At 43.4% G+C, this 23276-nt stretch carries 15 protein-coding genes; 1 reads left to right on the top strand and 14 read right to left on the bottom strand.

Annotation, left to right across the window (positions count from 1 at the left end):
• Positions 1 to 11 precede the first annotated feature (11 nt).
• Positions 12 to 1640 (bottom strand): RICIN domain-containing protein, encoded by a 1629-nt coding sequence (locus BLU33_RS03040; RefSeq protein ID WP_091369088.1) that lies wholly within the window; start codon positions 1638 to 1640, stop codon positions 12 to 14.
• Between the two features lie 215 nt (positions 1641 to 1855).
• Here BLU33_RS03040 and BLU33_RS03035 point away from each other — a divergent pair, with 215 nt between their 5' ends.
• Positions 1856 to 4507: a glycoside hydrolase family 2 protein gene (locus BLU33_RS03035; RefSeq protein WP_091369085.1), complete on the top strand. Its 2652-nt coding sequence runs from the start codon at positions 1856 to 1858 to the stop codon at positions 4505 to 4507.
• Between the two features lie 238 nt (positions 4508 to 4745).
• On the opposite strand, the gene BLU33_RS03030 is transcribed toward BLU33_RS03035, so the two are convergent.
• The 13 genes from BLU33_RS03030 to BLU33_RS02965 all read right to left on the bottom strand — a co-directional run bounded on the left by BLU33_RS03030 (position 4746) and on the right by BLU33_RS02965 (position 23272).
• The gene (locus BLU33_RS03030) at positions 4746 to 6140 is read right to left on the bottom strand and encodes an SGNH/GDSL hydrolase family protein (RefSeq protein WP_091369080.1); all 1395 of its coding nucleotides are present in this window, start codon (positions 6138 to 6140) and stop codon (positions 4746 to 4748) included.
• A gap of 16 nt (positions 6141 to 6156) precedes the next feature.
• A complete protein-coding gene (locus BLU33_RS03025) occupies positions 6157 to 8508 on the bottom strand; it encodes an alpha-L-rhamnosidase-related protein (protein WP_091380123.1) in 2352 nt (783 codons plus the stop codon).
• Between the two features lie 439 nt (positions 8509 to 8947).
• Positions 8948 to 10483 carry a type IX secretion system motor protein PorM/GldM gene (gene porM / locus BLU33_RS03015; RefSeq protein ID WP_091369074.1) on the bottom strand — a complete coding sequence of 512 codons (1536 nt, stop codon included), beginning with the start codon at positions 10481 to 10483 and terminating at the stop codon, positions 8948 to 8950.
• A gap of 56 nt (positions 10484 to 10539) precedes the next feature.
• On the bottom strand, positions 10540 to 11343 hold the full coding sequence (gene porL, locus BLU33_RS03010; protein ID WP_091369071.1) for a type IX secretion system motor protein PorL/GldL: 804 nt from the start codon (positions 11341 to 11343) through the stop codon (positions 10540 to 10542).
• A 32-nt stretch (positions 11344 to 11375) separates the two neighbouring features.
• Positions 11376 to 11996, bottom strand: a complete 621-nt coding sequence (locus BLU33_RS03005) for a hypothetical protein (protein ID WP_157682030.1) — start codon at positions 11994 to 11996, stop codon at positions 11376 to 11378.
• Positions 11997 to 11998: 2 nt separating this feature from the next.
• Positions 11999 to 12904, bottom strand: a complete 906-nt coding sequence (gene porN, locus BLU33_RS03000; protein WP_091369065.1) for a type IX secretion system ring subunit PorN/GldN — start codon at positions 12902 to 12904, stop codon at positions 11999 to 12001.
• 4 nt (positions 12905 to 12908) lie between these two features.
• Positions 12909 to 14201: a T9SS ring complex lipoprotein PorK/GldK gene (gene porK, locus BLU33_RS02995; protein WP_091369062.1), complete on the bottom strand. Its 1293-nt coding sequence runs from the start codon at positions 14199 to 14201 to the stop codon at positions 12909 to 12911.
• Between the two features lie 625 nt (positions 14202 to 14826).
• The gene (locus BLU33_RS02990; protein WP_091369058.1) at positions 14827 to 17124 is read right to left on the bottom strand and encodes a GH92 family glycosyl hydrolase; all 2298 of its coding nucleotides are present in this window, start codon (positions 17122 to 17124) and stop codon (positions 14827 to 14829) included.
• A 177-nt stretch (positions 17125 to 17301) separates the two neighbouring features.
• Positions 17302 to 17640 carry a nuclear transport factor 2 family protein gene (locus BLU33_RS02985; protein ID WP_091369055.1) on the bottom strand — a complete coding sequence of 113 codons (339 nt, stop codon included), beginning with the start codon at positions 17638 to 17640 and terminating at the stop codon, positions 17302 to 17304.
• A 249-nt stretch (positions 17641 to 17889) separates the two neighbouring features.
• Positions 17890 to 18762, bottom strand: a complete 873-nt coding sequence (locus BLU33_RS02980; RefSeq protein ID WP_091369051.1) for an inositol oxygenase family protein — start codon at positions 18760 to 18762, stop codon at positions 17890 to 17892.
• 47 nt (positions 18763 to 18809) lie between these two features.
• Positions 18810 to 20438 carry a sodium/sugar symporter gene (locus BLU33_RS02975; protein WP_091369048.1) on the bottom strand — a complete coding sequence of 543 codons (1629 nt, stop codon included), beginning with the start codon at positions 20436 to 20438 and terminating at the stop codon, positions 18810 to 18812.
• Between the two features lie 113 nt (positions 20439 to 20551).
• Positions 20552 to 22096 (bottom strand): glycoside hydrolase family 28 protein, encoded by a 1545-nt coding sequence (locus tag BLU33_RS02970; protein ID WP_091369044.1) that lies wholly within the window; start codon positions 22094 to 22096, stop codon positions 20552 to 20554.
• 18 nt (positions 22097 to 22114) lie between these two features.
• Complete coding sequence (locus tag BLU33_RS02965; RefSeq protein WP_091369041.1) at positions 22115 to 23272, bottom strand: acyltransferase family protein; 1158 nt, start codon at positions 23270 to 23272, stop codon at positions 22115 to 22117.
• Between the last annotated feature and the right edge of the window lie 4 nt (positions 23273 to 23276).

The raw sequence follows: 23276 nt of genomic DNA, 5'->3' as shown, positions 1-23276 counted from the left end.
TTTTAAAATTCTTATAAACCTATAAGAGAATATGGCACACGGATGCCTTTTATACGGTAATCATTAGGATCTTCCGAACCATCAGGGTTTGAGCATGGGGTTAGGCAAGTGGTGTTTTTAGCATCGTTCCTGTTATAAAAATTGATGCAGTAGGCGATCAACAACTCATTATGCCCATTTTTAAACTCCGCGTGGATGGTTGGGTTATAATATACCGGAGCGTGGCCCTGTTTATAGTCGGGTAAGGTGTAGATAGCCTTTTTGTTAATGAAAGGGCCAGTAGGATTTGCACTAACCGAAGAATACATGTTGCGGGTGGTGACATCGCAGGTAAAACCAAAGTCCATGTCTATCAGCAAAAACTTGCCATTAACATAGCCTACTGCAATATTATTGGTGGTTGCCTTTGCCACTACCGCTTTTGCAGCAACGCTTGGCTTAGCTGCCCAATATTTTCCATCCCAAAACGACCATTTAGTTGGCGCTGCTGGCTCGAAACGGGCAACAAATACACTGGCAGCCATATAACCGCCTATGCCATACGCATAAATAAAGCCATCGCCGGGGTTTACCATGCCTACGGTGTAAACAATGGCAGTTTGGCCGGTCATGCCGGGTACTGCAACCACTTTTACGGGCGAGATATTGTTAGTGCCCGTTTCGGTAATAACTCCCAGGTATTGGTTTACAGTATTTAGCGTACCGGTAATTACCTCAATATTATGCACATATATTTTATTCCCTACTTCAATACCTGCGCCCGGCCAGAAGAGGTTCTTTGGATCAGCAGGGTGGAAGATCTGCGGCCCGTCGCTTGAAATAAGGTTCTTTGTTTTTTCCGGATCCCAACTGTGATCTGCAGGTTGCAGCAGCGCTGAATTATGATAAGGGAAGTACAGGTTACAGCCAAATTCGCCTTTGGCATCCACCTGGTTATAAAAAGTATCGCCTGTTACCCATAATACTTTCCCTTTATTCAGACTATAATAAAGTGGAATTGATGAGCCCTCATCAAACGCGCTGGAACCTAAATTACGCTGAAAAAAGCCAACGACCGCATCATCGCGGTAGCTATCAGCCTCAATTGCGTTTAATTTCCAATGCTGACTGGCAGAATTAGTATAGGCAGATTGAGTTAAAGCACTGTCCTTTGGTAAAGAGTTATTACTGATAACCAGTCCGTTTCCTTTATTGATGACCTTATAATAATTGCCTTGTGTTTTAATGATTTGCCAGTATTGCGCGTCAGTTTGGTTTGCCCTTGCCTGGGTAATTGACTTGCCAGCAGAAGCGGTTATGTATTTACCGCTGTTGAGATTCATGATGGTAAAATAACCGTTTGCTTGTTTGCTGATGAGCCATTTTTGCCACCGGTCGGTTGATTTTAGATCATTAATTGAGGGTTTTGCTGTTTTTAATAGGGTACCATCTTTTAGCTTGTCGCCCAGCATAGTTTCCCCGGAAACTTCAATAAAGTTATTCCCTTCAGCTGTTGAAATGGTATAGGTATCGTAATTATTGGCAAGAGATACCTCGTTTGCCGCAAGTTTATGCGTATGTGCACTCATTTTAGTATTACCTGCATAAGTAGCCGTTGCAAATAACGAAATAAGCAGAGCGAAAAATAGTGAAGTTTTCATCTTACAATACCTGTGTTTAAGCTAAGCGTGGTTTGTTCAAATTTAGTTATTAAATATAATTGAACAGTCCCAACCGGGGTTGATTTTTAATGGATGATTATAATTGGCTTGGTAAAAATAAATTAATATTTGGACTAAAGAAACGATTTAGCAAAATATTTATAAATTGCAGCGCTCTACAAAACCTAGGTTATAAACCGGAATAATATTTAGATATGAAATCAACTTTCAAGCTTATTGCTCTTGTTATTGGCTTTGCGCTGTTAAAGGTATCCGCGAATGCGCAAAATATATTTACACACTTAAAGTGGAAGCTAATGCCGCAAAGTGATGCTTATACTGCAACGCAGGTATCAACAGCAGGTTTCCATACCGATAACTGGATTGATGCCGTAGTGCCCGGAACCGTATTTTACGCCTACGTTGTTGCCGGAAAGGAAAGTAACCCTGACTATGCCGATAATATTTATAAGGTTGATAAAGCAAAATACAATAAGCCTTATTGGTACCGTAGTGAATTTTCGGGCAAAGGCCTGTTTGCAGGGAAAAGAATGTGGCTCAATTTTAACGGTGTAAATAAACGTGCTGAAGTTTACTTTAATGGCCGCCATATAGGCACCATTAAGGGTTTAATGGAACGCGGCAAATATGATATTACCGACCTGATCAATAAAAATGGCAACAACGCTATTGCTGTATTGATAGTACCGCCAAATACCGACCATGGCCTGGCCAACAGGGAAAGCCCAACCTACTTAAGCAGCGGCAGCTGGGATTGGATGCCCGCTGTACCCGGTTTAAACAGCGGCATTACCGATACTGTTGCCATTACTACTACCGGCCCGGTTACCATTGAAGACCCATGGATACATACGGAGCTACCCAATAAAAGCCTGGCTAACTTAACTGTGAACGTTAAACTTAATAATGCTATATCTGAAACCGTAAAAGGTAAATTGAAGGTGACTATCAACCCTGGTAACATTATCATCAGCGCTCAAATCACCTTAGCGGGGAATAGTAGTCAATCAGTTGATTTTGATCAAACTAAATTCGCGCAGTTAAGTATAAAGAATCCAAAGTTATGGTGGCCCAACGGCTATGGCGGTAAAGCAGACGGTACGCAGAACCTGTATACCTGTAAAGTTAATTTTGAGGTTGATGGCACTACACAATCCGACGCGTTGACTAAAACCTTCGGCATAAGAAAGATAACTGCGGATACCACAACGCTAAACGGGCCGTGGCGGGTGTATGTAAATGATGTGCCTGTATTGTTAAAGGGCGGTAACTGGGGTATGTCGGACTATATGCTGAAAGCGCGGGGGAAGGATTATGATACGCGCATCAGGTTTCACCAGGATATGAACTTTAACGTGATCAGGAACTGGACCGGGGAAGTTACGGATGAGGCATTTTATAATTATTGCGACAAATACGGTATAATGGTTTGGGATGATTTTTGGCTTAATAATTTCGGACCCATCGATAGCCTGGCAATTTTTAAAAGCAACGCCATAGAAAAAGTTAAAAAGCTGCGCGATCACCCTTCTATTGTGATATGGTGCGGAGCTAATGAGGGTGTTCCCGGCGGTGATCCGAACGGTCCGCTGAGCACTGTCATTAAAAATGCAATTGCCGATAATGATAATCACGACAGGCTATATTTTCCGCGCTCAAATGCGGGGGTAACTAACCCTAATTTTTCTATTCATGGCGACAGCAGAAACTTGTCGGGCAGCGGGATCTGGGGTAATGTGGATCCTAAAACCTATTTTACTGATCCGAAGAATGGCTATTTATTTTCGAAAGACTCCTACGGGATGCGCAGCGAACTGGGTACGGCAACCTTTGTGAATATAGAAAGTTTTAAAAAGTTTATGCCGAAAGACTACTGGGTGGCTCCTACCCCTGAATCGGTGAATAGCAGTACCAATATGTGGGCGAAGCACTATTTCAGTACGGATGGTAGTTTGGGCGGCGGGTCACAGCCGGTGAGGTATATAAACGATATCAACCATAGTTATGGCAACGCTACATCGCTGGAAGACTTTTGCAAAAAGGCCCAGTTGATGAATGTAGAAACCATGAAAGCCATGTACGAAGCCTGGAACGACCATATGTGGAAGGACGCTACGGGCATGCTGATCTGGATGAGCCAGTCGGCCTACCCGAGTATGATATGGCAAACTTATGATTACTATTATGACCTTACAGGTGCTTATTTCGGGGCCAAGACCGCATGTGAGCCTATCCACATCCAATGGAATGCGGCCACAAGCTCAGTAAAAGTGATCAATAACAAACCTTATGACCTGAACGGCCTAACAGCAGAAGCCACAGTTTATAATATGGATGGTAAAATTGTACCGGGATATACCCTGAAAAAGACTTTAAATGCGGATGCAACCTCAGCTACTGAAGCTTTTGAGGTGTTTAAGAATAGCGGGAATTTACCGGCATTATCCGCAGTTCACTTTTTAAAACTGAGGCTGTATGATGCCAATGGGCATGTGTTATCTGATAACTTTTATTGGATCGGCAATACTTACCTGGATTATACAGCTCTGAATAAAATGCAATCTGTAGGTACCAGCTTATATGCAAGTAAACCCAAAGTAACCCTTGCAAAAAACGGGGTTAATAAGCTGCTTACTTATACTATCACCAATAGATCAAAAAGCACCGCGGCATTTGGCATCAGGGCGCAATTGTTGAATGGCGCTGGCAAGCAAATTCTGCCTGCAATTTATAGTGATGGCTATTTTTCATTAATGCAGGGGGAATCAAAAGTGCTTGTTGTTGAAGTTGATCCGAAAGTATTAGGGGTGAATTATAAGTTGGATATGAGGGCTTATAATAATTGATTTAATGCATGCTCTATTGCGCTCGTCTATGACGAGTGCCTAAACTGGGTTAGCGTTTGTAACGCGACTGGCGATGCAATCGCCAAAACATATTAAGCACTCGTCACAGACGAGCGCAAGAGTTTCTTCCCTCTTGTCATTTCGAGCGATAGCGAGAAATCTTCTGCAATTTGTATGGCGTTAATGCAAGGCGAAGAAGATTTCTCCTCGTTCCTCGTTCGAAATGACAATGGGTGGACTAATTCACCAACCTGATCTCAAACGCATGCGCTACCGGTTTATTAATCTGGTAGATCTGATCGGTTAGCAAAGCCATTTCTTTTTTCCATGCATCACGAACACTTTTAAACCTTGCCTTTTGATAGGTTGGAATGGTAACAGCTACAAAAAAATCCTTTTTGGCATATTTTTGTAATGAATCCATAGTGGCTTCGCTGTCATTAAACAATAAGCCTTTTGGTTTTAAAATAGAGTAATGGATCCAGTAGTACTCACGTAACCTGCGCTCTATTTCCCAGCGCTCCTCGTTCAGTTGCATAATGGCTAATGATTGCTGATATTGCGGTGTTGAAGTTAATTGCGCCAGGTTAATGCCATCGCCAAATGTCTTGCCGTCCCATGTACCGATGGCTTTGCCGTCGATGCTAAGGGCATAAGTTTTTGTTTGGTCCAGTCCTTTTATACGCAGTATTTCCTGATCGTAATCATTGATGAACGGGATCAATTTCAACGCCCGCGCCTGCGACCTCTGCGGCCTGCCAAAACCACTGGGAATGGTATCAATGGGGTAAGGCAATGAGTTGGCCAGATAACTAAATTTGGTGCTGTTATCATTTGTTATCAACCCGCTTATTTTGCAGTTGGTTTGCTGTTCAATCTTATTGTTTTTGGCGTTGATTGTTATACCAGCTACCTTCGTCCCGGCTAAGCCCTGCGCGTTCAGAAAAACATAGGCCATAACCATTTGCCCGTCGTTGGTGGGATGGATGCGGTCGGCATTCTGCATGGTAAATGTTGAATCGCTGCGTTGTTCACGTTGATTGATCATCGTCATTGGCGTATTAAAATCAACAAAACCCCAGTTATTTTCTTTGGCTGTTTTTTGTTGTTCGGCAGCTATAGTCAACATAGCCGTATTCTTTTTTAAAAGCGACCTGACCTTAATTTTCGAGGTTTCATCATAAGGCGATGACGCAATCATGATCTTTTTTATTTCGGGATGTTGTTTTAGTTCAGCTTTGATCAGTTCAAAACTCTGTAAGGATACCTTTACTTTTTGCCCGTAGAGAGAATCGGCCTTATCAGCAGGATAAAACTCATATCCGGTATCATTCATGCCGAAAGTCAAGGTCATTACGGTTGGCTTTTTTGCAAAAACATCAGTATTAAGTCGTTCCAGCATTTGCTTGGATACGTCGCCGCCTATCCCGGCATTAAAGCAATCTATCCGCATATTAGGGAAATGGGTCATGTAGTATAACCAGATGTACGAGTGGTAATGCCCGCCATCCGTTATACTGTTCCCCATAAAAACAACCCTGTCGCCCTGAACAAAAGGTTTAAGTTTTGCCTGAGTATATCCCTTTAAAAACGAGAATAATATGAGGGTAAGAACCAATAATTTCCTGTGCATATCAGTATGGATAGACTTAAATTGTAAATGAGTTATCGCCTGCTTTAAGGAGGTAGGTTTTTGTTTTCCAGATAAATATGCCAGATGTTGTAGCCGGCAGATTAATCTTTATCCGCCACTTACTTTTCTCAAGCTGATAGCTTACTACTACCTTTCCATCAGGGTGCGGAATATCTCCACTCACGTTTGTTAGCGTACCTAAATGAGGTTCTACCTTTATTTTTCTGAAACCCGGTGCATAGCTATCAACCCCTAAAACGGTCCTAAAAAATTCAATATTAGGACTGGCGCCCCAGGCATGGCAATCGGAGCGTACCGTTTGCAGGCTCGAATCCTCGGCCCAGGTAGTAAGGCCCATGGCGATATTTTCGCGCCAAATGTCGAGCCAGTTCATGTAATCGTTGCCCAAACCTGCCTTTATCAATGCCTGGTTCAGGTAATATTTAAAGTAGACGGTGCATTGGGTTAAGCTTTTATCAGTAAGCATTTTATCAGCAATTGCCGGCATATCTGCATCGCTTACCATACCTGTAAGTATAGCTAGTGAGTTTACGTGCTGCGAGTAGCCATTCTTTTCTTTGGTATCGGCATACAGTTTTTTAACCGGATCCCAGTATTTGCGCTGGATGGCGGCTTTCAACTGCGCGGCTCTTTGGTTATAAATAGTGGCATAATCCTGCAGGCCAATCTTTGCCTCCATTTCCGCGGCCCATTGGTAGGCCCAAAGTAACTGCAGATCATAGATGGCCGCGCTGCCATCTGAGCCTTTTACTTGTCCACCTAAATTACCTGCCCAATCAACAAAGGTCCAGTACGGCGTATCTTTTAACGAGCCATCAGGCTGCTGATATTTGCTGAAGAAGTCAAGCACCGCTCTCTCGCCCACCAGTTTATCTTTAATAAACTTGCTATCGTTACGGTACATCCAATAATCGTGCAGCATGCAGATGTACCAGAGCGAAAACGTGGAGATGATCTGTGTGCCCTTGGTTGGATAACAGCTACGCGTAACACCTTCCGCTATGCGCGAATGGTCCATCAGGTTGAGGGCATTGCGGGCGAGGCGGTCATCATTAGTATTGTAATAAGATATCAATGCCTGGATGCGGGTATCTCCGATATATTGTAATTGTTCGTAATAAGGACAGTCGGTATAGGTTTCCCAGGCGTTAAGCCGGGCCGTGCGCCAGCCAATATCCAGTATTTGTTTGATCTCGGCGTTATCCGAATTAAATACCGCCGTCCGTTTAAAGGGGTAAGCGGTGAAAGTGCCGTAAAGATCATTGATAGTGAGCGGATCATTTTGGGTATGCACAATAACCTTGATGTAACGGTAAGTACGAAAGTTTAAAGTGGTGAATGATTGGCCATCGGTACCATTGCCAATCAGGCTGTCTATGCGCCCTATAAAATTCTTTCCCTCCACATCATTACGGTTGCTTTTATGGTTAGTGCCTTTATCATACAATGTTTCGGCGTAGCCTAAGGAGATCCCGGCATCTTTGCCGCCGCTGAAATTCAGAGTTATATAGGCGTTTGTTTCAAAAGTTTGGTCGAGCAATAAGGTGACGGTTGTATTGGCAGGGACAGTTATTGGCTCTTTTTCAGCCGGGAACTTAGCCGGGGCATTAATACCAACCGCGCTGCGCAACTTAAGTATGCGCTGATAGGTCATCTCCCTTGCCGGTAGTGTTGATGGCACTAATGCCCAATCAATTCCCCACGACATGCCTTTCAATGTGCCATCCATTACTTTAGCAGCCATTGGCCAGGCGCTATCGTCATAATTAGTGGCTGTCCAATCGCCTTTTATGGCCAGATTCATATCAACCATTTCGCCTTTGCTGGCCGCGAAAAAGAAGCCCGGGACCGGCTGATGCCCGGCATCGCGGATGCATTTCCAGGTGTTGTTGGTATTCAGTATTTCTTCACTGGAGGAATTTCCTTGTATGATAAATGCCGTGCGTACAGAAATCTGTGCCTCGGGACGGAACTGTGCTTCGTTAAAAACCAAAGCTGCTACTGTATTTTTACCCGCGGTGAGATAAGGTGCAATATCTACTGTTTCATAGTTCCAATAATAGGTATCGCCGCGTGCCGGGCCGAGGGAAACCAACGTGCCGTTTACATATAGCTTATAACGGTTATCTGCCGATACATGGATAAGGAATGAAGCAGGCTTTGCAGCCAGATCAAGACTTTTGCGGAAGTAATATACTCCATATTCAACCCCGGGGTCGAAAGGTGCGGCTATCCAGCCGGAATTCCAGGGGCGACTGGCATCTAAAGCGGCAACAGACTGAGAAAAGGTATTGCCAGCATAAAACAAACTAAAAAAAGTAAGGGTTGCGATGTACAGGTATTTCATTATGGTTGAAGCCTTAATTGAGGCGCATTTTGGTTTATAGAGGGTAAATCTATAAATAAATTTTAAATTATAAAACCGGTTTAGCAAATTAGTTTGTATCGATATAATTGATGCTGCGGCTTGCTATGTTCTAAAGTGAAAATGGCAGGTTAAGGTTATTTTAAAAGGATGGTATCCAATACCATCCTTTTAATTGAGGCGATTATCAGGAATGTAATTGCCTGCCTTGGCTTCATCGGTGTTCTGAAGATAAAAAGCAAGCATTGGTCTTTTACGATTCCTGCCTTGGGGCGGGAAAGGGTGGGTTTAGCAGACTATTTGATGGCTAAACCCCTCCCTGCTACTTCACCACCAACCGCACCCCCCCGTGGGGAGGGAATTAAAAACGAAAATACAATCTTCCGAACACCCACCCATGGTCTTGGCTTTCGAAATAGATTTAGTTAGCAGTCAAGGCTACCGGTGCCAGTTGCCTGGAAGAACCATCAGGCCCGACGGCTATTATATTATCAAAAATAACGTGAGAACCGGGTTTTATCTCTCCTAATGAGGCATGCATCTCCGGACTAAGCTGATTGCCGGATGTAACTTGTATGGATGCTGTTTCGCGCGGGTTGGCAATGATGAGGCTAAAACGGGTTATCCTGAATTTTGCATCAAAATCAAAATTATCCAGCGATGCAAAAATGGCATCCTGTGCTTTTAGCGCCACAGTAGGTACATTTCCGCCTGATCTGCCTGAAAACTTGGCAATAGGGTCGGGTATTCTTTTCGCCCTGAACAATGTACGACTCAGCAGCTCGGTTTTGCCTTTTGTTATTTCAGCCGATACGCTTACGTTAACCGTACCGGGGCTATTTACCTTTACCATGTACTTGCCGTTAGTTCCGCTTAATGAGCCTGCTGATATACCTATCCTGATGTTTCTTGAAGGGATGCCCGGCACTGATACCGACACAGGGTTATCAACGCCGATATAAAATACATTCATCTTATCCGGCGATACTACTGCCGACGGGCGCGACACAATATATTGCTGCTCGGGTGTGATATAAGTTTTAATGGTGCCATCGGTTTGTTTTACATTGATGGTACCACGCCAGCTGTACACGCCTTCACGGGAGGTTGATGCATTATACACACCTTTGCCATCAACAACATTGATGGAGCTACCGCCCACCTGCATAACCGGGCTCGACTTTGAATCATAAGCAGTTAAAAAAAGCTGCGCTGTATAAGGCTGGCCTTGTATAACATAAGAGGTCGGAGCCACTGCAACCGCCTCAAACTTATCAAGGTTTACCACAGCCTGGTCCATTTTGCCGAGGATTTTTTTTACAACCTCTGCTTCCGCATTCATATTATCGGCCTGTATGCGCGATAAAATGGTAAATGTGGCGGTTAACGGCACACCCTCGCCAAAGTTTAACTCCTCCCAGTTGCGTGCATTTACATTACGCTTAACCGGGTCATTGGCATTAAGAGTGAATGATATGTTGCGACTGTCGTCCTTACCAAGCACAGCGAGCAACTGGCTACGCGTATCATTTATTTTTTGCTTTAAGGCCCGGGCCCTTTTTCTATTGATCATTATATCATAACCAATATCAACGTTATCGCGTTCTACCAGGTCGCCGGTTTGGGCATCATAGCCGCGCGTTTGGCTCACCAGTTCGGTTTTTATAGCTTTTATAAAGCCATCCAGTTCACGGCTTATCCTTTGCGCCTCCTTAGCCCTTGCATAAATAGGCCTGGCACGCTCCGGCGATTCCTTTAAACGGGTTTGCTCAAAAGCGGTAAATTGTTGCTGTATTGAATTATCAACGTTATCTGCCGTAGCAGTAAGACTATCGTTTATGGTTTTAAACGCATCTAAAATTGTTTCTGATATATTCAGGGCCAGCATTGCTAATAGTACCAGGTACATAAAGTTTATCATCTTTTGCCTGGTTGTTTCTTTTCCTGCGGAAGCCATCTTCTTATTTGTTAAAATTTGATATTAAACTATATCCCCTGTTTTCAACATAATAATTATAGCCGCGGCTGGTTCATGGCCGATAGCATGTTGGCATAAAATACATTCAGTGCTGAAATATTTTTGGCCAGCTTATTTACTTCGTCCTTAAAGTGTCTGCTATCATCGGCAGAATCATTTAAATTCCGGAGCGTATCGCTTAAGCCTGTATAAAATTGATTGATCTGCCTCAGGTTGGTATCTGCACCCTTTAATTCAGCCTCATAAACCAGGTTTAACTGCGATAAATTAAAGGTGAGCTTTGATACCTGCTGATTATATAATTCAGCATCATTACGATTATTTGCCATGGCAGCCAGTCCTGTCGATGCCCTTTCAAATGCCAGGCCAAGGACATCAAATTTTGAGGCCGCCTGTTTTAGCTTAACCGAAAACTCGTCCGTAGCTAATGAAACATCGGCTATGGTATTTATCTGTTCCATTTTACTGCTGAACTTTTTCAAGCCTTCGCCCAGGTTATTAATAGCCTCTGGGCTTACCTCGGCCTGTGTTAACAGTTTATCAAGCGCAGCTGTATTGCCGGTTATTGGCTGCATATACCTGCTGTTTGGTTTTGGTAGTTCGCCAGTATAATTGGCAGATAGTTCCGGATATACCTTTTCCCATTCCGGATCCTGTGGGGGTGGAAAAAATCCCAGCGTAAAAAATAGTATAGCTTCTACACAAAGGCCCAGGCCTATCATATAGGTACCTGCTATGCCACCCCAGTGATTAATTTTGAACATTGCACCAAGTATAACTATGCTGGCGCCCCATGAGATTGCTACATGAAGCCCATTGAATTTTCTTGTCTTTTTCATGATAATAAATATTAAATGGTTAATCTTTTTTTTTAGAATTTTATATAGAAAGTAGCGGCGGTATTTAAGCCGGGCATAATGCCTTTTAAACCGCTGGTAATCGTATTGGCCTTATTTTCATAGGACGATGTGGGTGCACTGGTTGGCAAAAAGCTGCCAACATCCAGCCTGAGCCTTACATTGCCGAACAAATAGATATCGCCCAGACCAGTACCTATATATGGCCTGTATTTCGACATGGATACTGAATAATCCGGCGTTCGGCCAATGCCTTGCCTGTACAATGTATTATTAAAGTAATAGCCAAAGCCTGTAGTTACAAACCACTTGGTAGCAAACCATTGCGTATTACCATACATAGGCTGCCAGTCGACAAGGGCGTAAACAGCACTGCGATCGACCCGCAGATTGCGGCTATTGTATATAAAGGTTACATCAGGTGTTACATCAAATCCAACCCTTAGGTTAAACGACCGGGCAAAGCTATAGCTGCCCTGTAAGCCTAAACCCTGTACGCCTAACTGCAGTCCAAGGGATGATGTTGGGAACGCACTGTACTCAGGTAATACCTGTGCTTCAGCCTTTCCGCAGCAAAACAATAGTGCCGACATCAAGAGCATCCAAAAAAACTCTTTGATTAATTTTATGCGCATTTTCATTGCTTGTCCTCCTTTTTGTTTGATTGTTGAATAAGATTTTTATCATTTATCCCTTTGGGGTTTTGCCAGATATGCTTCTTCAGCTCAGCAATTTTTTGCTCCAGCTTAATGGCTTCAGGGCTTCCGGGATCCAGCTGATCTGTTTGTGTGCCGCCTGGAGTGAATTCTTTTACCAGGTAAGCGCTGAATTTGTGCTGCATGAATACATCGTCCATGGTAATGTCAAACACGTTTTTATCTGGATCGCTCAGGTCAACCTTAATGAGTGCATAACGCAGCTGTGGAAAATACAGCCAGAAGGCCGGTGCCGTGCTCATATTATCAGGCAGGTTGGCCGATGTGGAGATATTCATCATTGGCGCAATAGCTATAATCCGCGTATCAACACGGCCACGCTGCCTGTCAAAAAATACATCCTCCTCAATCCTGAACTTTTTGATATTGTCGGGATTAAACTCATTCAGCATCATTCTTGATGAGACCTCGTTACCATCCTTATCAAATTTTTGCACCAGCACCGAATCGGCAAAACGCGCTTCGCCCTGCTTTACGGTTATTTTTTTCTTAAAATCGTCCCGCTCATAAGGTGTAAGCTTTCCTTCATTAAGGCCCTGCATTATAGTTTCCATCAGGGAGTGGCCCGGTATAGTTAATATGGTATTAGCTGTATCTGTGAGATCAATGATACGCCATACCCTTGCATACATCCGGACGTTTTCCGAGCGGAGCTTAGGATAAGGGAATGGCCTTGCCTGCCCTGCATTAACCGGTTGCAAGTTAACGTCATATGCCGGCAAGGTATCTGTAAGCGTGCTATCGCTCACACTTACAAATGATTGAGCATAACTAACCTTTATGCTTATGACAATTATTATAATTGCCGCTGTCATTATATTTTTCATAGTGTTATTTTTTAGTGTATTTCCTTGTTTTAACTTGCTCGCCGGTGAGTTCAAAAGCAGCCATAACGCAACGGAAGCCTATGTAGGAATGTACGGCGTCCTGATCCTCATAACTCCGGGTATCTGTGTTCAGCATTTCGCCATTGTCTTTCCACGATCCGCCTCTCACTACCTTGCGCCGCATTAAAGGAGCATCCTTACTGGTGGCATCGTATAGCAATGCCGGGTTAAGGTCGTTTACCAGTTGCGATGCCGAAGGGCTGAAGGCATCCAGCGTCCATTCTGAAACATTACCCGCCATGTTGTATATGCCAAATGCATTGGGTGTGTATGATGTCACCGGCAGGGTAAATGTTGATCCATCGCTGGCATACATACCCTCGCCTTGTTTAAAATTGAGTGAAAGCTGTTCCTTACCTGTTTTTTTATCGATAGTGGTTTTTACCGTACGGTCAATAGTATCATCAGGGTTGTTTTTGGCTTCGGCCGCAAATTCCCATTGGGCTTCGGTAGGCAAACTAAAGCTCAGTTTAAAGTTCCGCAGGTTGGGGTTGTTTTTGATCATCAGCTTAAGCTGCGTTCCGCGCCAGTCGGCATAAGCCCGGGCTTGTTTCCATGATACACCCACCACAGGGTTATACTGGTATATTTTGTTGGTAAAGTAGTTGGCGTCCATAACGGTCATCTGCGCGTTCGGAAAATCTGCCGACCATACAGCTTCATGTGGGTATACTTCAACCGAATCGGCTACATATTCGTTGTTATTTATGCCATCCATCCGTACATAATAAAAGCGGTACTTAAGCAGGGCTGGATTTGGCACCCGGGCTCCGTTGATCATGGTCATCATAGGGGCCAGCTTTTCCTTCACTTCAAGCGGGGCCTTTTTCCAGAGAGGTGATATCTTATTTATTTTGCTCCAGTCTATCAACCGTATCTCCTTGTTGTCGGCACCTACAGTAGCACCGGTTGCGGGCAGAAAGAAAGAATCATCATGCAAATAATCGGTGACGGCAACAGAATCGGCTACCCAGTTTACAAAGGCCTGGTATTGCTTGTTATTAACCTCAGTTTTATCAATAAAAAAGGCGCTAACGCTTACGGTTCTTTCTTCCGACTTATTATCATCGCTAAACATTTTGTACAAAAATGTACCCGATGGAATATATGCCATCCCTTCAGGCGGGATGAGCCGTTTTATAGATACAGCGCGGGTTTTTGGGGTATTGTAAAGATTGCGTTGGCAGGCACTGAGCACTAGCAGCAGTAAGCCTGTCATTTTCAAGAATGATCTCATATTGACTATAGTTATATTAAATTATTTAGTCAAGATGATATCATATATGAGTTTTTAATTAGCAGTGAAACAATGAGTCAAATATGATCGCAGCGGATGTTAAAAAATGTTATTTATCGCTAAACGGATTGATTCTGTCGACCAAGAGTAATTTTGGGAGTATTATTTGACTTTTTCCCGCAATGATATGGCGAAATAATAACCAAAATACCTTAAAATCGGCAAAAAATAAGCTCGAAATATTGTTTTAATACTTCATCGATACAAAAGCACCGTTCATAGATAGATAAAGCATTAAAACATATTAAAAAGCCTTGAAATACCCGATAATATATTGCTTTGTGAGGAGGAGGGCTCTTTATAAGACTACCATAAGTGTTCGGAAGGTTGTATTTTCTGTTTTTTAATTCCCTCCCCACGGGAGGGGTGTGGTTGGATGTGAAGTGGCAGGGAGGGGTTTATACACCAAATAAGCTGTTAAACCCCACCCTTCCCCGCCCCAAGGCAGGAATCGCACAAGGCCGATGCTCCCTCTTTCTTCTTCCAAACACTTGTGATAAGACTACAGGGAATAAAGAGAAGAAAGCAACCTCAAAGAGGCTTTGTACTGAATAGTTATCCTAATTTATTGAGTATTAAACGACAGCCCTTTAGGCTGGTCTTCTGTTTTTGAGGCCCAGGTTGTGCATGGTGCATCCTGTAAGTAGATATCAAGCGTACCGCCTTTTACCAAGGTTTTATAGTTAATATAGTTTTTTGAATAGGTATGCCCGTTCCACTTTACTGCATTAATATATATAGCGCTGCCCGACTGTTTATGCGCTTGGATCAGTAAGGTTTTGCCTCCCGGCAGATTAATTGATACCTGATCAAATATAGGCGAGCATAGCAAATATTCGCCGGATATGGGGTTGAGCGGGTAAAAACCCATAGTGGCAAACATATACCAGGCCGACATTTGCCCGGCATCGTCATTGCCACCAAGGCCGCCGGGGCCATCGCCATATTCGGTAGCTAAAATGGCCCTTACCTGTCTTTGTGTTTTCCAGCAGCTGGCGGTATAATTATACATGAATGGGATCTGGTGCCCCGGTTCATTGCCATGCCAATACTCATTTTTAATAAAGATACTATCGAGCGCGGTTTCGAGCTTTTCACGGCCGCCCATTAACCGGGCAAGGCCGGGGACATCCTGCGGAACGTAAAAAGTATACTGCCGGGGTGTGCCTTCGGTGATGTAAGTCTGCCTAACATCGGGATCAAAAATTTTGGTCCAATCCCCATTTTGCATGCGGCCCCGAACAAAGCCCACCGCCGGATCAAATACATTTTTGTAATTCCCCGCTCTTGTTAGCAATGATCTGTAATCAGCATCATAGCCTAGTTTTTTTGATAATTGCGACAGGGCATAATCATCATAAGCATATTCCATAGTGCGGCTTACCTGCTCCATTTTATGGAAGGCATCTTTAACGCTGTCTTCTAATGGCACATAACCGTATTTTATGTATGATGTTAATGCCCGCCTGCCTTTGCCATCTTTGTAATCCTGCTGGTTTTTGGGCAGATCAAAGGCGTTTTTCCGCATTAAACGATAAGCATCAGAAACATTGGCAGTACTAATGCCTTTTAAATAGGCTGATGTGATGATGGATGTGGTATGATCGCCGATCATTTCAGATGTATAGTTATTCCAGCACGGGAAAATTGGCAGCCATCCACCTTGTTCACCCTTTAATATAAGCGATTGCACCAGATCATTAACCAGCCGGGGGCGGAGTATTTCTAAAAGCGGCACCTGCGCCCGGTAAATATCCCATAATGAAAAATCATCATAATAATTGCCGCCTGTGATCTTTTCTAATTGATAATTACCTGCAAACCGGGGGTAAGTACCATCAACATCATTATATAACCGGGGATGCTGCATGGCATGGTAAAACGAGGTATAAAAAACACGTTTATCAGTTTCGTTCGTGGTAACAACGGTGATCTGTTTTAAAGCCTGCTCCCATATTTGCCTGCATTTTGCTACGGTGCCATCAAAATCCCAGTCGGGTAATTCGGCAGCAAGGTTTTTTCGCGCACCTTGCAGGCTGCTGAAAGAAGTACCCACTTTTACATACAGCTTTTCGCCCTTTTGCATTTTAAAACCTATAAACGCGCCTGTATCTTTTTTTGCGCTGATACTGTCCTTTATAAAAATTTTATCGCCAGCAAATATGCCTTTCGCGGTAAGCGCTTTATCCACCTTAATTACAAAATACCCGTTAAAACCAGCAGATTTCCCCCAGCCCTGGTAGATGCGATGTACAGGATTATAGCCATAGATCTCCCCTTTTTCAGCATCAATTTTAATATAGCCTTCGCCAAAATCGCTGTTGGGTGTAATTAAAAGGTAGAGGCTATCCGCCGCATCTGCGGTAAATTCCATCATGCCGCAACGTGGCGTGGCAGTAACAGCCGCATGTATTTTGTAGGATGAAAGATGGAGACGGTAAACATAAGGAGTTGATTGCTCGTCCTTATGAGTGAATTTGACGGCATAGTTTACTGTCTTCAAACTGCCTGTTATGGGCATTATGGTTACGCTGCCATAATCCTGCATGCATGAGCCGCTTATCCAATGTGAGCCCCTGAACCCGCTGAAAGAGTCATCTTTATAATAATATGGCGGTACACATTTTGATTCCGATGCCTGCGTTTGGGGCGTCCACTGCGTCATGGCAAAGGGGGTACATACCGATGGTATGGTATTGGCAAAGTTTTCCTGCGCCGAGCCTAGTTTTAAGGCTGATGGTGTAGTACTGTTTGCCGTTCCGGATAAAGGATTAACATAGTTAACGAGGGATGGCCCCTGTGCAAATGCCCCTGTAAATATTGCAGATAATACTATTAAAAAAAATACGCGTGTATTTAACATTCTTATTAATCGTAGTTAAGATTAATTATAATAGGCATTCTTATTCTATGCCGTTTATTTAAATCAGCATAGAATAAGAGTTTATGGGTCTAAAATCTCAGTTGGGACAAGCGCTAAATTAGATTCGCTAACCTTATTACCTTAATTAAGGAGGAACCAATCATATAAAAAAACCACTTACCTTATTATGCTGATTTTGCTTATTTTTTCGTTTTCTACTTCAAAAATAATTACCTGTTCCATTTTTTTATCACTACCGTTTCTTCCAAAAATAAATTCATGAACAATGACTTTGTTCTCAAAAATAATTGTGTTTATAATCTCCGCATAAAGCTTTGGGGAATTTTTAAATAAGACTGAATACATTTCCCGGCATTCTTCAAAACCATCAATCAAGATTTTATTATCTGAGAAATTAATTATTTTAATGTCATTATTAAATACAGTCATCATGCTTTCAATATCTCTATTATCGAAGGCCTGCATTTGCTTTTCTATGATTTGTTCTATGGTCATGGTATTAATTTGCTTTTTATAGCTTTTATGTTAGCCATCCATAGCTGTTCGGAATATATCTTTTCTTTCAAATATTGAGTACGGGTGTCACCCTGAGGCACTCGAAGGATTAGCGTAAAGGCCTTTGCCCGCATGCTTCGAGTGCCTCAGCATGACCCCTTTTTAATCTTCCGAACACCTATGGTTAGCCGTCAAAGGTAATACATGACCAGTTAATCCCTTGTCCCAACTGCGATTTTAGAACCAAATTTATAGTTTGACAGTTGCCGGAAGGTATTTCGCAATCAGATCCTCATAATAAGGCTTTAACTCAGATACCACAGGCGTTACCGGGCTTTTTGAATACAGATCATAAGGGTTAAACTTATCTACCCATTTAAACATTTCATGGTCGTGCGCATTAAGCAAATGATCATAAGCATGCTCACGGTGCTGCGAGTAGAACGAGTGGTAGCGGATCATATACAAGGCTGGCTCGGGCAGGTAGTTTTTTGTTAAATGATACAGGTATTCATCATGCCCCCACGACATATGTATATTGTCTAACCCGCAATGATGCGAGTAAACACCATATTGGCTATTGTAACGCTCATCATACTTATCCGGGTTATCAGCGAAAAACTCCGGATAAACGATCTTGTCGGAAAACTTACACCCTACCGGGTATGAATCGCCCACAACGTTCCATTGCGGCTCGCCAAACAGGCAAAGCACCTTACCAAGGTCATGTATAAACCCTGTAAGCACAAACCAGTCCGGGTGACCGTCGGCACGTATAGCCTCGGCAGTTTGCAGCAGGTGTTGTAGCTGGTCGAGCTGCAGGTCAGGATCCGAATCATCTATCAGTGTATTCAGATATTCCATTGCCGTCCACCAGGGCATCTCCTTCTTATCAAACTTCAAAAAATTAGCCTTTTTGGCTAAAACATTGTCATAAGTTTGATATTTATGATTAAGGCGGTAAAACTCACGTACACCGTCTATCTCGGGGCTGTCGTAGTTTCTGAACGCATCTTTTTCTTTGGCTGGCTTGCCTGCTTCAGGATATCTTTTAAGTACATCCTCGTCCCAATCTTCAAGGCTGTGTAAAGGAGACATTTCCTCTTTTGTTAGTTTTGTCATAGCTTTTTGTTGTTAAATGAATTACTCTTTTTATTATCCGTTATATCTTACCAGAAAACTGTATACAATGCCGCCAGGATGCCACAAATAATAACTGCACAGATAGTAAAAGCCGGGGTTACCCTGAACAGTTTAGTATCGATTTGCAGTATTTGTTTATTCTGCTTGCTCCTGCTATCAGCCAGGGTAATCAGCACCATCAAGGCACTAACGATAAAGAAAACCCAGGTCATGCGGTTTAAGAATGGTATAGCGGCTATGTATCCGTCAGTAAGCTGCGGCAAAAATTTAAATAGTATGGAGAGCGGAATGGTTAACACAGCCCCCGTAAGTGCTGCCCCTGAGGTTGTCCGTTTCCAGAAAAAACCAAGTAGAAATATGGCCAGTATGCCAGGCGATATAAAACCTACATACTCCTGTATGAACTGGTAAACCTGGTCGAAACTGCGCAGGGCAGGTGCTATTACTATGGCAATAAGCGATGCTACAATAACCACCCATCTCCCCACATTTACCATGCGTTGCTCCGATGCTTCCTTATTCAAAAATTTCTTATAAATATCAAGTGTGAAAATGGTAGCGATGCTATTGCACTTGCCTGCTAATGAAGCTACTATGGCAGCCGTAAGCGCCGCAAAGGCTAATCCTTTAAGACCGGTTGGCAGCAGGTTCATCAAAACCGGGTAAGCATGGTCTGGTTTCAGGGTGCCTGCGGCATCTGTCATTTCATGGTGATAAAAGCCATGATTGTATAGCACATAAACAGCAATGCCGGGTATTACCACAATAACGGGCACCAGCAATTTTAAAAAGGCGGCGAACATTAACCCGTTGCGGCCCGTTTTCAGATCGGCACCGAGGGCGCGCTGGATGATATATTGGTTACAGCCCCAATAGTTAAGGTTGTTGATCCACAGGCCGCCCGCCAAAACGGCTATCCCCGGCAAGTCATTATAATATTTATGTCCGGGCGGAAAGATCATATGAAAATGGTCACCGGCGTTCTTTTTTAGCAATGGCAGGGCATCAAATACTGTTTTTACACCCAATTTATCTGCTATTAAATGCAATGAAAGATAACAGGTAACCAGGCCGCCCATAATTAAAACAAAAACCTGAATCACATCGGTATAACCAATCACCTTCATACCGCCGAGCGTAATAATGATGGAGAATATGCCCAAAGCCACAATACAGGTGCTGAATGATATGCCGGTGATGGTTTCTATCGCGGCAGCACCTAAAAAGTAAATGGAAGTGAGATTTACAAACACGTATACCAACAGCCAAAAAACAGCCAGAACAGTACTTACCGTATCATTATACCTGTTAGCCAGGAACTGCGGCATGGTATAAATGTGATTTTTAATGTAGATGGGCAGAAAGAACACAGCCACAATAATGAGCGTAGCGGCGGCCATCCATTCATAACTGGCTATGGCCAGGCCCATTGCAAAGCCTGAGCCCGACATGCCTATAAAATGCTCGGCTGAAATATTGGACGCGATGATGGATGCCCCGATGGCCCACCAGGTGAGAGAGCCTTCAGCAAGGAAATAGTCTTTTGTTTTGCTGTGTGCCGATCTTTTATTACGGTACACCCAATACCCATAGCTGGTAACTACAATAAAGTAAATGAAGAAAACGGTATAGTCGTAGCCTGAAAGATGGTTCATTTACTGTGGGTTTTTAATCGGTAATTTAAAGTTGATAAAATTTACAGCGAAATATGATTTATCGCTGCCATTTATTTACGTAATCGTTTACGTAACAATGCTATAACTATTGGTTATTGAACTTGTATATTTTGTTTAGCGCCGCCGGGGATCGTGATATTTTCAGAAACGAAACCACTTACTTTGTTAAGCAGTATCACCGGTTTTGTTTTTACCTGCGGAATATTTAAGCCATTTAAACTAAGCCCGTTTACATCATCGGCAATAAAAGCAGGGCGATAGTCAGTGCCTTTACAGGTGAGTACCATATTTTTAATTTTTATACCATCGGCATGCCTGATGTAAAAGCCCCAGGCAGGTAATTCGCCAAACATGGAGAACTCCGGGTAATCACGTATTTTTTCGGGCACTTTTTCAAGGCTATCTATGCCAAAATTGGCCACCTCTTTTTTTGCGCCTCCGGCATAGTTAATGGTGATATTCTCGAGCGTGATATCCTGCGCCCTGCTGCCGGGAATACCCGTAATTGATGACGGGAAAACATTATGCGGCACACTAACAATTGGCCCTTCTATAGGGTAGCCCGCATCGGGTTTACCCGCCGGTACATCAACTGTTACATTGCCTATATATACCCTGCGCAGCACACCCGCAGGCCGCTTTTGGTTACGATGACCAAGCCTTATTACAATGGCATTGCCGGTATTTTTAGCTACGATGTCGCGTATGTCCACATCCTCCAATACCCCACCGTCAACAGTTTCAATAGCTATAGCCGAGCGGTAGGTATCATATACGCTGATATTCCTGATGGCGATTTTTTTAAAACCTCCTAATGATCCGGTACCCAATTTTACCGCGCTGGCACTTGAGCGCACCCTGCAATTTGCCACGTAAACATTTTCGCAGGCACCATCAGGATCTTCTGATTTAAGGCAGATGCCATCGTCGGCAGCATTAAAAAAGCTGTTGGTGAGCTTTACATTTTTGCAATCCACAATATCTATCCCGTCGTTATTCCAGTAAGTAACATTCTCTACTTTCATGCTGTCAATCACCATGTTTGTGCAGTTTTTGTAATTCTGTGTCCAGCATAAACCGTTTTTAATGGTGATGTTTTTGAGCTGGATGTCATCACAGTTTTTAAATTCGATAAGCTTGGGGCGGTTGTCTTCGGTCGGCCTCATCTGATGCCATGGGTTGGGCTTGCGCCATTCCGTATCCTGTAAAGTACCGGCATTTAAGCGGCGGTAAATATCCTTTAACAGGCTATCTCCCTGCCCATCAATAGTACCGTGCCCGGTTATGGCGATATGGTGTTGATGGTTAGCTATAATTAGTGGAGAAGCCTTGCCATCACCATAATCAGTACGGATGGTACTTCCCAATAAGAACGCGTCCTTATCCAGGTGCAATTCAATATTTGATTGGATGGTGATCACCCCGGTAACAAACTTCCCGGCAGGAACTAAAACCCGACCGCCGCCATTTGCTGATGCTTCATCAATAGCTTTTTGAATAGCCGCGGTGTTATTGGTTTTGCCATCGGCTATGGCTCCATAATTTTTAATATTATAGGTTTTTACTTGTGCCGATGCTGTTATGCCGATAAAGACGGATAACAAAACGGCAAGGGCTGTTTTGGAAATATATTTCATAGAAGTAGGTATAATTGGCTAAACTTTTAAAAACAATTTATTGCGGTACAAGATGTATAAAAACACGAGTTGTACCAGGGTAACGCTTACTGCAGTCCACACGGCTTGCCATGCTACCGGGGTTAAGTGAACGAGGCCGCCTAACAAAAATCCGGCAGTATGACCGAAATCAACCAGGCCTTCTGAACACAGGTATATCAATATAGAATTGGTCCCTATCCACACAAAGGGGATGGCCCATTTCTTAAACCCGGCTACATCAATAACCAGGTAAAATACCGATAAAAAGATGAGGCTCCAGCCGCCCACATATAACACAAATGAGCTTGACCATAAGCGTTTATTAATAGGGAAATTCAAATCCCATAATGAACCAATTGCAATTAACACCAAGCCTGCACCAAACAGCAGCAGGCCCTTTTTGTACATCGGCCAGCGTGGTGATTGCCACTTTAAAAAACTGCCTGTAAACACACCCAGCAATGCTGTACCTATAGCGGGTATGGTTGAAAGTATTCCCTCCGGGTCATGTATTTTATCGTGGAGACGACCGGGCAATAGCAACCTGTCAATATATGATTCGAGTGAACCCTGCATGGTTAACACACCTGCTCCATAGCCCGGCACGGGGATAAATAACATGGCTGCCCAATAGCCTATGAGGATACCGCCAAGCCATAGTATTTGCCCGCGCAGGTTAAAATTGAGGTAGATGAGACCGGCAAAAAACCAGGCCAGGCCTATCCTTCCTAATACGCTGGCAAAGCGCGTGTTTTCATACCCGTTGAATTTTAGCGCACCGTTTACCACCATGCCCAGCAGTATAAGTATCAGTGTGCGCCGCAACATGGATAGATAAATGCCCCGCTTGGTTTTTGATGGCAATTGATCAGCTGACTCCACTCCTGCTTTACCCATTTTATTACTCATGGAGTAAGGCATAGATACCCCGGCGATGAACAGGAACAGCGGGAAAATCATATCATAAAAAGTGATGCCGTTCCATTCCGTATGGTGCAATTGGCCCGAGAACCATAGCAGCACAGGCCATTGCGTAACTTTTGCCAGCGTATGGATGATCTGCTCGCCACTCATGATCCAGAACATATCAAACCCGCGAAGGGCATCAAGCGATACCAATCGTTTAGGGGTTTGTGTTATAGCGGGTGTTGTCATTTAA

It is taken from the genome of Mucilaginibacter mallensis, from assembly GCF_900105165.1.
GTDB classification, from domain to species: Bacteria; Bacteroidota; Bacteroidia; order Sphingobacteriales; family Sphingobacteriaceae; genus Mucilaginibacter; species Mucilaginibacter mallensis.
The sequence above is the reverse complement of the archived record's forward strand: the minus strand, read 5'-3'. Positions and strand labels throughout refer to the sequence as shown.

Bases quoted from the DNA above. Each gene is read 5' to 3' on its own strand.
- BLU33_RS03040 (WP_091369088.1), bottom strand. From the start codon at position 1,640: ATGAAAACTTCACTATTTTTCGCTCTGCTTATTTCGTTATTTGCAACG.
- BLU33_RS03035 (WP_091369085.1), top strand. From the start codon at position 1,856: ATGAAATCAACTTTCAAGCTTATTGCTCTTGTTATTGGCTTTGCGCTG.
- BLU33_RS03030 (WP_091369080.1), bottom strand. From the start codon at position 6,140: ATGCACAGGAAATTATTGGTTCTTACCCTCATATTATTCTCGTTTTTA.
- BLU33_RS03025 (WP_091380123.1), bottom strand. From the start codon at position 8,508: ATGAAATACCTGTACATCGCAACCCTTACTTTTTTTAGTTTGTTTTAT.
- porM (WP_091369074.1), bottom strand. From the start codon at position 10,483: ATGGCTTCCGCAGGAAAAGAAACAACCAGGCAAAAGATGATAAACTTT.
- porL (WP_091369071.1), bottom strand. From the start codon at position 11,343: ATGAAAAAGACAAGAAAATTCAATGGGCTTCATGTAGCAATCTCATGG.
- BLU33_RS03005 (WP_157682030.1), bottom strand. From the start codon at position 11,996: ATGCGCATAAAATTAATCAAAGAGTTTTTTTGGATGCTCTTGATGTCG.
- porN (WP_091369065.1), bottom strand. From the start codon at position 12,904: ATGAAAAATATAATGACAGCGGCAATTATAATAATTGTCATAAGCATA.
- porK (WP_091369062.1), bottom strand. From the start codon at position 14,201: ATGAGATCATTCTTGAAAATGACAGGCTTACTGCTGCTAGTGCTCAGT.
- BLU33_RS02990 (WP_091369058.1), bottom strand. From the start codon at position 17,124: ATGTTAAATACACGCGTATTTTTTTTAATAGTATTATCTGCAATATTT.
- BLU33_RS02985 (WP_091369055.1), bottom strand. From the start codon at position 17,640: ATGACCATAGAACAAATCATAGAAAAGCAAATGCAGGCCTTCGATAAT.
- BLU33_RS02980 (WP_091369051.1), bottom strand. From the start codon at position 18,762: ATGACAAAACTAACAAAAGAGGAAATGTCTCCTTTACACAGCCTTGAA.
- BLU33_RS02975 (WP_091369048.1), bottom strand. From the start codon at position 20,438: ATGAACCATCTTTCAGGCTACGACTATACCGTTTTCTTCATTTACTTT.
- BLU33_RS02970 (WP_091369044.1), bottom strand. From the start codon at position 22,096: ATGAAATATATTTCCAAAACAGCCCTTGCCGTTTTGTTATCCGTCTTT.
- BLU33_RS02965 (WP_091369041.1), bottom strand. From the start codon at position 23,272: ATGACAACACCCGCTATAACACAAACCCCTAAACGATTGGTATCGCTT.